The sequence below is a fragment of the Alcanivorax sp. 24 genome (genome assembly GCF_004360225.1).
GTDB classification, from domain to species: Bacteria; Pseudomonadota; Gammaproteobacteria; order Pseudomonadales; family Alcanivoracaceae; genus Alloalcanivorax; species Alloalcanivorax xiamenensis.
The window spans coordinates 132,666-145,309 of the sequence record NZ_SNUA01000002.1; the positions used below are offsets into that span (position 1 = coordinate 132,666).

The window sequence follows — 12,644 nt, forward strand, 5'->3', positions numbered from 1 at the left end:
ACGGTGTGAATTCTTATGCCCAGCGCCAACCGGCTGGGCACAGTCGATCCGATTAGCCCAGCACCATGATGGCCTGACCGGCATTGATCTGCTGGCCCTCCTGACGGGCGATACGCAGCACCTTGCCGTGCTCCGGCGCGGTCACCTCGATCTCCATTTTCATCGATTCCAGAATCGCCACCACCTGGCCGGCTTCCACGCTGTCGCCCTCGGCGACGTTGAGCTGCCAGATGTTGCCGGCGGTGGGGGATTCCACCGGCGTGCCCTCCGGCAGACCGTCGCCGTCGTCGCCATTCAGATCCTGTTGCGACTCGAAATGAATCTGGCCGCTTTCCACCCAGCGTTGCAGTTCCTCGTCGAAAGCCTGGTTGCGTTGCTCGGTGAAGGTACCGATGCTGTCTTCATTACGCCGCAGAAAGTCCTGATAAGCGTTGAGGCTGAAGGTGGTTTCTTCCACCTTGAGCGGGTAGTCGCCTTTGGGAAAGTCCCGGCGGATTTGTTGCAGTTCGTCGGCGCTGACTTCGTAGAAACGAATCTGATCGAAGAACCGTAGCAGCCAGGGTTTGGTGAAGGCCTCGGTGGTGCGATAGCGATTCCACATTTGCAGAGTGCGGCCGACGAATTGATAGCCACCCGGGCCCTCCATGCCGTACACACACAAATAGGAACCGCCGATGCCGACGGAATTTTCCGCGGTCCAGGTGCGTGCCGGATTGTATTTGGTGGTCACCAGCCGGTGACGGGGATCGTAAGGCGTGGCCACCGGGGCGCCCAGGTACACATCGCCCAACCCCATCACCACATAACTGGCCTCGAACAGAATCCGCTTGACCTCGTCGATGCTGTCCAGGCCATTGATGCGGCGGATGAATTCGATGTTGCTCGGGCACCAGGGCGCGTCCTTGCGCACCGATTGCATGTATTTCCGGATCGCCAGCCGGCAGGCCTCGTCGTCCCAGCTCAGTGGCAGGTGAACGATACGTGACGGCACTTGCAAATCATCCTGTTGCTGCAAGGACAGTTCTGCTTCCTTCAATAGCGTTAACAGGGTGTTGCGCGGCAGCTGCCGTGGATCGAAATGAATCTGCAGGGAACGAATGCCGGGAGTCAGCTCCAGCACGCCGTCAATCCGCTGCTGCTCCAGCCACCGCATCAGGGCGTGAGCCCGGAAACGCAGGCGCAAATCCAGTTCCAGTGGACCGTATTCCACCAGCACATAACGGTCACCGGCGGCCCGGTAGACTACCTCCACACCGGCTTCCTCCTCCGGCAGGCGGTCCAGTACCGGGGTGATCACAGGGGCGGACTTCACCACCAGTTCGGGTGCGTTCAGGTGTTGCAGACAGCGGTCCTGTTCTTCACACAGACGGTCGGCGTCTTCCAGGGAGACCGGTTGAAAGCGGACTTTATCCCCGGCTTTCAGTTGTCCCAGTTTCCACAGGTCGGCTTTGATCACCGTGGCGGGACAGACAAAGCCACCGAGCGACGGACCATCCGGGCCCAGAATCACCGGCATATCGCCGGTGAAATCAATGGTACCCACCGCATAAGCGTTATCGTGGATGTTGGAAGGGTGCATGCCGGCCTCGCCGCCGTCGCTGCGGGCCCATTCCGGTTTCGGCCCCACCAGTCGTATGCCGGTGCGGCTGGAGTTGTAATGGACCTGCCAATCGCTGCTGAAGAAGGTGGCGACGTCGTTGTCGGTGAAGAAGTCCGGTGCGCCATGGGGACCGTAGATGACTCGCAATGCCCAGGTATCGCACAGCGTCGGCTTCAGCGCGGGTGGCACCTCGATGGCTTGCGGGACCGCGCTGTGCGGGCTCAGATGCAACACATCGCCGGTGCGCAGAGCACGGCCGCCGTGGCCGCCAAACTGACCCAGCGTAAAAGTGCTGCGTGAGCCCAGGTAGGGTTCGCATTGAATGCCGCCAGCCACGGCCAGGTAAGCGCGGGCACCGGTGCCGTTGACCTTGCCCAGCTTCAGCGTCTGGCCGGCGATCACCGTCACCGCCTGGTAGCGGGGCACGGACTCGCCGTCGAGCGTGGCGCCCATATCCGCGCCGGTCAGCGCGATCCGGGTGTCGCGGTTGAAGCGCAGGGTCGGGCCATTGAGCGTGCATTCCAGGCCGGCCGCATTCTCGTCGTTGCCCAGCAACCGGTTACCGAGGCGGAAACTGAGGCTGTCGAACGGGCCGGACGGCGGCACGCCCACCGGCCAGTAGCCGCCGCGCCCGGGATAATCCTGGACGGTGGTCAGGGTACCGCCGGCAAGGACATCCAGGGTATCGGGTTGGTAGCGGAAGTCGTTCAGATAGCGAGTGGTCATGCGGCCTTGCCGAAACGCCGGGTCGGCGAGGATCGCCAGCACATACTCGCGGTTGGTTTCGATGCCTTCCACCAGAGTGTCGCCGAGCGCTTGCTCCAGGGCAGCCAGAGCGCGCTCGCGATCATCCTCGTGAACGATGACCTTGGCCAGCATCGGGTCGTACAGTGGGGATACGGTCAGTCCCGCTTCGATCCAATGGTCCAGCCGCAGCCGTTGGCCGTCCGCTTCAGGAAAACGCACGGTGGTCAGCAGACCAGCACTGGGCTGGAAATCCTTGTTCGGATCCTCCGCATAGAGACGCACCTGGATCGAATGACCGCGCGGCGTGAGATCGCTGGTCAGGTGTTCCAGCGGCGGCAGTTCGCCGGCGGCCAGCCGCACCATCCAGGACACCAGGTCGACACCGTAAACCTGCTCGGTGACGCCGTGCTCCACCTGCAGACGGGTATTCACCTCCAGGAAGTAAAAGCGGTTGCTGTCCTGGTCGAGAATGAATTCCACGGTGCCGGCGTTGCGGTAATGCACCGCCGCCATCAGACGCCGTGCGGTGTCGTGCAAAGTGCGCCGAACCGCTTCGGGAAGATTGGGCGCCGGGGTTTCCTCCACCACTTTTTGATGGCGGCGCTGGGCGGAGCAGTCACGCTCGCCGAGCGTCACCGCCTGGCCTTTTCCATCGCCGAACACCTGCACTTCGATGTGGCGGGCACGCTCAATGTATTTTTCCAGGAACACGCCATCGTTGGCGAAGTTGTTGGCGCTGAGCCGGCGTACCGTGTCCCAGGCTTTGCGCAGCGATTCGGCATCGTGGCAAATCTGCATGCCGATACCACCGCCGCCGGCCGTGCTTTTCAACATCACCGGATAGCCGATGCCGGTGGCGGCGGCCAGCGCCTGTTCCGGATCGGTCAGCAGACCGGTGCCCGGCAGCAGCGGCACCTGATTGTCTTCCGCCAGCTGGCGGGCGGTGTGTTTGAGGCCGAAGTCCCGCATCTGTTCCGGGGTGGGGCCGATAAAGGCGATGCCTTGGGCTTCGCAACGCTCGACGAAATCCGGGTTCTCACTGAGAAAACCATAGCCGGGATGCACCGCGTCCACCTGACGCTCGGCCATCAATGCCAGTAGTTTGTCCTGGTCCAGATAGGTACTGGCGGCGCTGCCTTCCCCCAGATAATACGCTTCGTCGGCCAGGCTCACGTGGCGGGAATCGGCGTCCGCGTCGGCGTAGACCGCGACGCTGGTGACGCCCAGGGTTTTCAGGGTACGGATGATTCGGGTGGCGATGGCGCCACGGTTGGCGATCAGTACCTTCTTGAACATGATGTCGGCTCTGCGGCGATGGCGGGTCGTCCCGCCGTAAGCGTCCGGCTTCCGGGGTCGTCCCCGGCGCCTTATTCCGATAGTCAGTGCCAGATCAGCACTTCGATGGGCGTGGGGTTGTAGCCGTTGCACGGGTTATTGAGCTGAGGGCAGTTGGAAATCAGCACGGTGATGTCCATCAATGCCTTCATTTCCACGTACTTGCCTGGCGCGGAAATGCCATCGGCGAAGGTCAGCCCGCCGTCGGCGGTTACTGGTACGTTCATGAAAAAATTGATGTTGTGGGTGATGTCGCGCTTACTCAGTCCGTATTCCTCATTTTCGTTAACGGCCCGCATCCAGCTGTCCCGGCAGGCGTGCATGCAGCGTTTTTCCAGCGCGTAACGCACGGTGTTGCTTTCCGTGGCGCAGGCGCCGCCGAGGGTATCGTGGCGGCCGCAGGTGTCAGCGGTGATTTCCAGCATCGGCCGGTTGCGGTTGGAACGCAGCACGGTGCCGGCGGTGAGGAAGACGTTGCCCTGTTCGCGGAGGGTGTCCATGGCGCTGTAGCGCTCGGCGGTGTCCTTGGCATTGAAAAACAGCGTGTCCGCCGCCTGGTTGCCTTCCAGATCGAGGATGCGCAGGGTCTCGCCTTCCTTCAGCACTTTAAGAAAGTAATCGCCGGCGGGGACGGTGTCGCGGAAATGAGCATCGGCGGGCTTCAACTGACTTTCCCGAATCATGATGGTCTCCTAAAGGCCCAGGTGATAGAGGCGGTTGTTTTCGAAAGCGCGGGCGTTTTCCGGACGGAAATTAAGGCAGTAGTCGTCCTGTTCCACCGGTGCCGCGCTGAGCATTTCCACTTGCACGGGTTTGCGCGGGTAGTCGCGAGCGGGGTTGAGCGGGTGCGGGCAGGTGTGCATCACCACCAGCGTGTCCATTTCGAAACGCAGGGTGATTTGCGCGCCGGCGCGGGCGGCGCCGGCGTCGAAACGCAGCTGTCCGTTGTCGTCGGTCGTGACTTTGCTGAACAGATTGAGATTGGCGGCCAGGTCCCGTTCGCCCAGGCCGTACTTGGCCAGTTCGGTGAGGAAGCTGGCGTGGCCGCTCAGGGTCCAGTCGTTGCGGTATTGCTGGTAGGAGTGCTCGCCGTACTTTTCCCGCAGACGGGTCTCGTCCAGATTGCCGCACACGGTGTCGTGCCAGCCGAAACTGTCCTCGACGATGGAGGCGAACACCCGGCCCATGTCGGAGTAGAGACAATTACCGCGGGTCAGTTTGAAGGTGTGCTGACCCTTGAGGGTGTCCGGAGCGTTGTAACGCTCCAGTTTTTCTTCCGGGTTGTAGAACAGCATGCCGACGTTGGCGCCGCCTTCCAGGTCGGTGAGACGCAGGGCCGCGCCCCGGCGCAGACGAAACGACCAGTGCGCGCCGCCGGGCATGGTGTAGTGGTACAGCGGTTCGGTCATGAAAGTCTCCTTGTACGTTTCCAAATCAAAACGGGCGCTAGGCCATGGTGCGGGCGGTGGCGTCCGCCTGCGCCTGAATGGCGGTGAGCGTGCCCTTGTCACAATCTCCCACCGGCAGGTCGTAGGTGATGCGCGCGCCGTAGGCGCCAGGGGCTTGCGGGTCCAGGCGGGTCTTGTCGAACACCCACAGCCGGGTACCGAGATAAAAGCCTTCGGCGAGATCGTGGGTGACCATGAAGATGGTCAGGCCCTGTTGCCGCCACAGATCCAGCACCAAGTGATGCATGTCGCGGCGGATGCCGGGATCGAGCGCGCCGAAGGGTTCGTCCAGCAGCAAAATGCGCGGCCGTTTCATCAGTGCCTGGGCGATGGCCAGACGCTGTTGCATGCCGCCGGACAACTGGTGGGGATACTTGTCGGCGGCTTGGGCCAGGCCCACCGATTCCAGCATGGCCATGGCGGCGTCCTTCAAGGCTTTGCGTTTGCCGCCGAAGGCGCGGCCGATGAGTTTGTGGCGGTGCAGCTCGTCGGCCAGCATGACGTTTTCCAGCGCGCTCAGATGCGGCAGCACCGAATAACGTTGGAACACGATGCCGCGGGTCTCGTCCGGCTGATCCGGGATCGGCGCGCCGTCCAGCAGCAGCTCCCCCCGGCTGGGCGATTCGGTGCCGAGCAGCATCTTCAGAAAGGTGGTTTTGCCGCAGCCGGAGGCGCCCACAAGAGTGACGAATTCGCCTTCCTGCACTTCCGCGTCGAGGCGCTCCAGCACCACTTGGTCGCCGTACTCTTTCCACAGATTGTTCATTTCGATGATAGCCATGGGCTTCTCCTCGCTTTGCTCAGTGGCTGCCGTGGAACCAGGGGTAACGCCAGCGGGAATAGCGGGCCAGCAGGAAGTCGATGGCGAACGCCAGCAGGGTGATCCAGAGTACGTAGGGCAGGATCACGTCCATGGACAGGTAGCGGCGTACCAGGAAGATGCGATAACCCAGCCCTTCGGTGGCGGCGATGGCTTCGGCGGCGATCAGGAACAGCCACGCCGAGCCCAATGACAAGCGCACGGCACTGATCAGACGCGGCATGATCTGCGGCCACACCAGGCGCAGGATGATCTGCCAGGTGTTGGCGCCGAGCGTCTGCATCTTGATCACCTGCTCGGCTGGGATCTCCCGGGCTCTTTGCTGCAAGTCGCGAATCAGAAAAGGCGTAATACCGATGATGATCAGCATCACCTTGGCCAGTTCGCCGAGCCCGAACAGAATGAACAGGATCGGCAGGATCGCCATCGGCGGCACCAGCGACAGCCCGGTGATCAGCGGAGACAGGCCCGCGCGGGCATAGGGCAGGGTGCCGGTGACAATGCCGAAGATCAGCCCCATCAAGGCGCTGATGCCGACGCCGATGGCCAGACGGGTGAGACTGGCCAGGGTATCCGCCCACAACAGGTATTCACCGCTGCGCTTGCTGGGTTCGAATGCCATGCGCTGAATGGCGTCGCCCATGGCGCTGAACGACGGCAGCAGCTTGTCGTTGGGGTTGGCTTCCAGGCGGGCATCGGAAGCCAGCAGGTACACCACCAGCAGCAGGGCGAAGGGCAGCAGCCCCAGCGCCCAGGTGGCGACCGGTCCGGGGTGCCGGTTGATCAACTTCTTCATGGCGACTCCTGTGGGCGGTGACGAAGCGCGGGGGCGCGGTTACAGCTCACCCTCGGCGGCCATGGTCATATAGGTCGGGTCGAAGCGCAGTTTGACGTTGCCGCTGTTGCCGTAGACGCCGGCGGGGGTTTCCACGCCAACGAAACCGGCATCCGGAGCGCCTTCGCCGAGCAGACCGTGGTCAAAGGAGAATTCCGCCACTTTCTGCATGGTCTCCTTCAACGCCGGGCTGTTGGTGAAGGCCACCGCGTCTTCGGCTTGGTCGAACAGGCGGGTGGCGTCGAGCTGCGTTTGCAGACCGTCCAGGTCGGTGGCGGCGATATTGGCCAGATGCTGACGGAAGCCGCTGTCATCCAGGTGCCCCATGATTTCGTACCAGGCGCCGGTGAGTGCCTTGCCCAGGGCGGGGTTGGCTTTGAGGGTCTCGGTGTTCACCACCATCAGATCGATGATCTCGCCGGGAATGCGGGATGAATCGAACACCAGGTTGGCCTCGGGGGATTCCTTAATGGTGCCCAGCAACGGATTCCAGGTGGCCAGGGCGGTCACGTCGGGGGTATTGAAGGCGGACACCAGATCGGCGTCGGCGGTATTGACCACGGTGATATCGCGCTCGCTGAGCCCGACGCTGTCCAGTGCCCGGGCCAGTAGATAGTGGGACACGGACAGTTCCACCAGATTGACGCGGCGGCCGTTGATGGCCTCGAGCGTGTCGGCGTCTTTTAACACGATGCCATCGTTGCCGTTGGAGAAGTCACCAACGATGAGGGCGGTGCTGTCGACACCGCCGGCGGCGGGAATGGTCAGGGCGTCCATGTTGGTCATGGTGCAGCCGTCGAACTGGCCGGCGGTGTACTGGTTGATGGACTCGACGTAATCGTTGATCTGAACCACATCGATATCAATGTCGTACTTGTCCGCCCACTTATCGACGATGCCTTCGGCGGCGCCGTAGTCCCACGGCAACCAGCCCACGTAGATGGACCAGCAAACCTTGAAGCTGTCCCGGGCCTGGGCCGGTGAAGTCAGTGTCAGCGCGAGCAGGGCGGTGGTGCAGACGGTGGTGAGCAAACGGGTCATGTCGGACCTCCTGGGTTACGGACGAAGAGGAATCCAATGACAGGTGTCATCGTGTCCTCCCGGGCTTTTGTCCCGCCGTGTAACCTTCAGCGAAGGTCGACTGCTCTCGGACCAGGCATCGGCGGTGCCGATCGGAACCCTAGCGGTCTATTGGAAGCAAATTGTCGAGTGTGGATGGCCACCGGCCATTCGATTCCTCATGCCGGTATACCAGCAAGAGCGGTGCCAAATCGGTGCAGGCCAGGGATTGCGGGGGATCGTGGGAAAAAAACGGTGCGGAGGGCTTGCGGATGGGCCGGGCATGGCGCTGGTTTGGTGCGCCATGCCCGAAGGTGGTGCATTCAGGGGCGTCATGGAGTGCTATCGAGAAACTCCGTCAGGGCCCGCCAGCTCTCGCGGTCGGCTTCGGCGTCGTAGGCCAGGGGCATGTCGAAACGCTGACCAAACTGGTCCGCCTCGGGATTGGTGAAGCCGTGTTTGGCGTCGGGGAAGCTGAGCAACTGGTATTCCGCGCCGGCGTTGTTCAATTCCTCCACCAGTGCCGAGACCTGCTCCGGTGGCACCATGGGGTCGGCTTGCCCGGTGGCCACCAGAATGCGCGCCTTGATGTCGCCGGGGCCGGCCGGATTCTGTGTCGCCAGGGTGCCATGGAAACTGGCCACGCCGGCCAGATCATTGCCTTTGCGGGCCTGCTCCAGCACCACGCCGCCGCCGAAACAGTAGCCCACCGCGTAAACCCGCTGATCATCCACGTACTGCATTTTGCGCAGCAGCGTCTTGGCGGCGTTGAAGCGGGCGGTCATCTTTTCCGGGTCGGCCAGCGCCTGCTCCATGAACGCCTTGGCGTCCTTGGGGTGCTGCGCCACTTTTTCGTTGTACATGTCAACGGCCAGCGCCACATAACCTTCCGCGGCCAGTTGCCGGCTCCGGTTGCGGATGTAGTTGTTCAGGCCCCACCATTCGTGGACCACGATGACCCCGGCGGTGAGCCGTTCCTGATCCTCGTCCATGTACAGCACGCCAGTGCCGACGCCGCCGGGGAGGTTCACTTTCTGTTCAATGATGTCGGCCTGGGCCAGGGAACCGAGCAGCAGCAGGCTCAGTGCGATCAGGCGGGTCATGAGTTCTCCTTGTCCGGGGTGTCGGCGGTGGTGGCGTCTTCCCAGACCCAGCGTAAAGGCTCACCGAAGTCGTCATGGATCAGCCGGCGGCGCGGCGCGGCGGATCGGGCGCGGCGGACCTTGGGCTTATGCTTGCGGGCGTCGATGGTGGCGGCCAGCCGTGACAAATCGGTGCGTTGAGGCTTGGGGGTGTGACTGAACGGGGATAACGGCCGGGCACCGTGAGAAGGCTCTCCGCTGGTGCCGGGCGGCACGCGCTGGATACTCCCGCCCCGGGACAGAAAACGCTCCATATCCCGGCGCAGTCGCTCGCGCTGCTGTTCCTTGGTGGTACGCACTTTCATGGGGAAGGCGAATCATCGGCGTGGACGACCTTCAAAGATAGCAGCGCGGCGACGGGAAGGCCACCGGCGAAGATCGCTGGTGGCGCATTTTCCGGGTTAAAGCGCGGTTCGTGGGCGTTTGGGAATAGTGGTGCTGTCCTCGGCGCCACTGTTGCCGGTGCTGCCACCGGCACGTAGGGGGTGACAGTTTTCAATCACCACCTGACCCTCCAGCAGATTGCCACGGGAGTATTCACGGAAAATGCAGCGGTTGGTTTCCGGGTCGTAATTCTCGATCCACAGGTTATCGCCTTTCCAGGTGGCGGCGATGTGCTGCTGCCCCGCCGGTACGCTCAGTGTCATGGTGCCGCCCAGCCGCTTGACGAAGATCTGCTCAAGCCAGAAGTAATACAACACGGTGCCCGCCAGCCACACCAGCACCGCCAGAATCACCGCCGGCTTCCACTTGCCCATGCGGGCGCCGACCAGGAACAGGCTGAGAAAAATCAGGATCGCAACCAGGACCCAATAGAGGTAAGTAATCATGCGTGTCTCCGCAAATCCTTGTATTGTAGTGTCGCCGCCTTCGCTGGCGGAGCCGGATATGTTTTGATGATAGCAACTGTCGACGCGGGAGATGTAAAACCATGCAACAGTGGTGGGTTTATATACTGCGCTGCGTGGACGGTTCACTGTATACCGGTGTCACCACGGATGTGGAGCGCCGTCGCCGGGAACACAATGAAGGCCCCCGTGGTGCCCGTTATACCCGGGCACGGCGGCCAGTGACCCTGGTTTGGCGGGCGGCGGTGGCGGATCGCGCCAGCGCCTGCCGGCTCGAAGCCCGCATCAAGGCGCAGCCGCGCACCGTCAAGGAGCGGTTGCTGGCCATGGGCCAAGGCAATACAAATGACGTTCAGAGCGTTCTGGACGTCCTCGGTTTGGATACGGAGACCCCGCAATGAAGCATTGGCGTTTTGTCCTGTTGCTGTCGATTCTGTTCGGCGTTACCGGCTGTGGCATCAATAACATTCCCACCTATGATGAGCAGGTGAAGGCAGCCTGGGGACAGGTGGAGAACCAGTATCAGCGGCGCGCGGATCTGGTGCCCAACCTGGTCAGTACGGTACGGGGCTACATGGAACACGAGCGGGATGTGCTGGTGGAGGTCACCGAAGCCCGCGCCAAGGTCGGTTCCATTCAGGCCGATGAAAGTCTGATCAACGACCCGCAGAAGCTGCAGCAGTTCGAGGCGGCGCAGCAGCAACTCGGTTCTGCTTTGCAGCGCCTGATGGTGGTGGTGGAGCGCTATCCGGATCTCAAGGCCAACCAGAACTTCCTGGCCTTGCAATCGCAGTTGGAAGGCACCGAGAACCGTATCGCCGTGGCGCGCCGGGACTACATCACCGCGGTGCAGCAGTACAACACCGAGATACGCACCTTCCCGGGGCGGATCTGGCACGGCATCCTTTACAGCGACATGGAAGTGCGTCCTTCCTTCGAAGCCACCACGGAAGGGGCGGAACAAGCGCCCCAGGTTAACTTCAACTGATGCGATTACTGCTCTGCACTCTGCTGATGCTGGTGCTGCCCACGGCCTGGGCGGCGCCGGAATTCCCCGCTCTGACCGGCCGTGTGGTGGATAATGCCGGCCTGCTTTCTTCGCAACAGGCACGGGCACTGGAGCAGCGCCTGGCCGAGGCCGAGAGCCGCACCTCCAACCAGGTCGTCGTGGTGACCCTGCCGGATCTGCAGGGCTACACCATCGAGGACTACGGCTATCAGTTGGGCCGGGCCTGGGGGCTCGGCCAGGTCGAGCACGATAACGGTGCCTTGCTGATCGTCGCCCCCAATGAACGCAAGGTGCGCATTGAGGTGGGCTATGGACTTGAGGGTGTGCTCACCGATGCTCTGTCCCACTCCATTATCCAGAACGGGATTCTGCCCGCGTTCCGCCAGGGTGATTTCGCCACCGGCATCGAACAGGGCGTGACCGCCATTCTTGCCGCCATCAACGGCGAATACACCGCCCCGGTCAAGAAAACCAATAAAGGCAGCAGTCTCCAGGCGCTGATCTATCTGATCGTGCTGGTGGTGCTGACCATGCTGCTGACTTTCGGCGGCGGCGGTCGTGGTGGCGGCCGTCGACGGGGACTGTTCGCTCCGATCATGATCGGCGGAATGGGCGGCTTTGGCGGCGGAGGTGGTGGTGGTTTTGGCGGCGGCGGCTTCGGTGGAGGCGGCGGCGGCTTTGGGGGCGGTGGCGCCTCGGGAGGCTGGTGATGTTATTGAATGAAGAAAACCAAAACCGGGTGTCCCGCGCCATTGCCGCGGTGGAAAAGGACACCGACGCTGAACTGGTGACAGTGCTGGCCCGGCAGGCCGACAACTATCGCTATATTCCGATGATGTGGGCGGCGCTGCTGTCCCTGCTGGTGCCACTGATCCTCGCCTTCACGCCGATCTGGCTGGCTCCGCTGGAAGTGCTGCTGGCACAGTGGACCACCCTGGTGGTGCTGGCACTGGTGTTCCGCTGGCCTCCGCTGATGATGCGGCTGGTACCCGCCTCGGTGAAACAGCGCCGCGCCGCGGACCTGGCCCGGCGGGTGTTTCTGGATCAGGGGCTGCACCACACCAAGGGCGGTACCGGCGTCTTGATCTTCGTCTGCGAAGCGGAGCACTACGTGGAAATCCTGGCGGACCAGGGTATTGCCCGCCACGTGCCCAACGAACGCTGGCAGTCCATCGTCGATACCTTCACGGCTCACGTGAAGGCCAGGGATACCCTGAATGGCTTCCTGGAATGCGTGGCCAGCTGTGGCGATGAGTTGATCACCCACGTGCCGGCCACCGAGCAGAAGAATGAACTGCCCAATCATTTGATTGTGCTGTAAGAAACGTGTTGTAAGAAAAAGGCGCCGTAGGGAAGGGACATGGAGAGCGTGGAACTCGTATTCGAAATGACCACCTGGGATTACATCACCATGGTGTTCTGGTGGCTGTTTCCGTTGCTGTTCAGCGTGGGCTATACCTTTGCGTTCCGGCGGCGCCTGTATCTCCACCTTCAGTTTGCCGTACTGGCCACTGTATGCGGGTACACCGGCTATGCGGGTATCCCGTTTGTCTGGGGGCAGTCCGGTCCGGTGGTCAATGCGCTCTCCACCTGGTGGGTCATCTGCTGCCCCTTCGTGCTACACCTGATCCGGGCCTTCCGGGTCCCGGGCAAGGCGCGCGGTTAGACGGAACGGGGTTTCTTGTACTCATATACGAGTAAAAATAGCCTTTAATCTCGTTTCTTACTCATATATGAGTAAAGCTCCCTTCATGGTGCTCCATCTGAGTTCGTGCGCGTTAAGAGACGAGTCCGGACCGTC

14 protein-coding genes and 1 riboswitch are annotated in these 12,644 nt (G+C 62.2%); of the genes, 5 read left to right on the forward strand and 9 right to left on the reverse strand.

The genetic code is table 11. The annotated features are described in order from the left end of the window. Positions 1-52: 52 nt before the first annotated feature. The 9 genes from uca to E0L37_RS03165 all read right to left on the reverse strand — a co-directional run bounded on the left by uca (position 53) and on the right by E0L37_RS03165 (position 9,816). Positions 53-3,643, reverse strand: coding sequence for an urea carboxylase (gene uca, locus E0L37_RS03125; RefSeq protein ID WP_133490350.1), 3,591 nt, complete (start codon positions 3,641-3,643; stop codon positions 53-55). Between the two features lie 83 nt (positions 3,644-3,726). Further along, the gene (locus E0L37_RS03130; protein ID WP_133490351.1) at positions 3,727-4,365 is read right to left on the reverse strand and encodes an urea amidolyase associated protein UAAP2; all 639 of its coding nucleotides are present in this window, start codon (positions 4,363-4,365) and stop codon (positions 3,727-3,729) included. A 9-nt stretch (positions 4,366-4,374) separates the two neighbouring features. After that, complete coding sequence (locus E0L37_RS03135; protein ID WP_133490352.1) at positions 4,375-5,091, reverse strand: urea amidolyase associated protein UAAP1; 717 nt, start codon at positions 5,089-5,091, stop codon at positions 4,375-4,377. A gap of 37 nt (positions 5,092-5,128) precedes the next feature. Beyond that, positions 5,129-5,911 (reverse strand): ABC transporter ATP-binding protein, encoded by a 783-nt coding sequence (locus E0L37_RS03140; protein WP_133490353.1) that lies wholly within the window; start codon positions 5,909-5,911, stop codon positions 5,129-5,131. Positions 5,912-5,930: 19 nt separating this feature from the next. After that, the gene (locus E0L37_RS03145) at positions 5,931-6,746 is read right to left on the reverse strand and encodes an ABC transporter permease (RefSeq protein ID WP_133490354.1); all 816 of its coding nucleotides are present in this window, start codon (positions 6,744-6,746) and stop codon (positions 5,931-5,933) included. A 39-nt stretch (positions 6,747-6,785) separates the two neighbouring features. Continuing rightward, positions 6,786-7,826 carry a putative urea ABC transporter substrate-binding protein gene (locus tag E0L37_RS03150; RefSeq protein WP_133490355.1) on the reverse strand — a complete coding sequence of 347 codons (1,041 nt, stop codon included), beginning with the start codon at positions 7,824-7,826 and terminating at the stop codon, positions 6,786-6,788. Between the two features lie 54 nt (positions 7,827-7,880). Continuing rightward, positions 7,881-7,980, reverse strand: a riboswitch (guanidine-I (ykkC/yxkD leader). A gap of 196 nt (positions 7,981-8,176) precedes the next feature. Further along, complete coding sequence (locus E0L37_RS03155) at positions 8,177-8,947, reverse strand: dienelactone hydrolase family protein (protein WP_133490356.1); 771 nt, start codon at positions 8,945-8,947, stop codon at positions 8,177-8,179. After that, complete coding sequence (locus E0L37_RS03160; RefSeq protein WP_133490357.1) at positions 8,944-9,291, reverse strand: hypothetical protein; 348 nt, start codon at positions 9,289-9,291, stop codon at positions 8,944-8,946. Before E0L37_RS03160 ends, E0L37_RS03155 begins: the two co-directional genes overlap by 4 nt. A gap of 96 nt (positions 9,292-9,387) precedes the next feature. Next, positions 9,388-9,816, reverse strand: a complete 429-nt coding sequence (locus E0L37_RS03165) for a hypothetical protein (RefSeq protein WP_133490358.1) — start codon at positions 9,814-9,816, stop codon at positions 9,388-9,390. A 101-nt stretch (positions 9,817-9,917) separates the two neighbouring features. Here E0L37_RS03165 and E0L37_RS03170 point away from each other — a divergent pair, with 101 nt between their 5' ends. From E0L37_RS03170 to E0L37_RS03190, 5 genes are read left to right on the forward strand one after another with little or no spacing between them, the layout of a single operon-like run. Continuing rightward, the gene (locus E0L37_RS03170; protein WP_133490359.1) at positions 9,918-10,235 is read left to right on the forward strand and encodes a GIY-YIG nuclease family protein; all 318 of its coding nucleotides are present in this window, start codon (positions 9,918-9,920) and stop codon (positions 10,233-10,235) included. Next, positions 10,232-10,822, forward strand: a complete 591-nt coding sequence (locus tag E0L37_RS03175) for a LemA family protein (protein ID WP_133490360.1) — start codon at positions 10,232-10,234, stop codon at positions 10,820-10,822. Before E0L37_RS03170 ends, E0L37_RS03175 begins: the two co-directional genes overlap by 4 nt. Beyond that, positions 10,822-11,553: a YgcG family protein gene (locus E0L37_RS03180; RefSeq protein WP_133490361.1), complete on the forward strand. Its 732-nt coding sequence runs from the start codon at positions 10,822-10,824 to the stop codon at positions 11,551-11,553. Before E0L37_RS03175 ends, E0L37_RS03180 begins: the two co-directional genes overlap by 1 nt. Then, positions 11,553-12,164 carry a TPM domain-containing protein gene (locus E0L37_RS03185; protein WP_022995328.1) on the forward strand — a complete coding sequence of 204 codons (612 nt, stop codon included), beginning with the start codon at positions 11,553-11,555 and terminating at the stop codon, positions 12,162-12,164. The genes E0L37_RS03180 and E0L37_RS03185 overlap by 1 nt, the downstream gene beginning before the upstream one ends. Positions 12,165-12,212: 48 nt before the next feature. Beyond that, on the forward strand, positions 12,213-12,509 hold the full coding sequence (locus E0L37_RS03190; RefSeq protein ID WP_133490362.1) for a hypothetical protein: 297 nt from the start codon (positions 12,213-12,215) through the stop codon (positions 12,507-12,509). Positions 12,510-12,644: the final 135 nt, after the last annotated feature.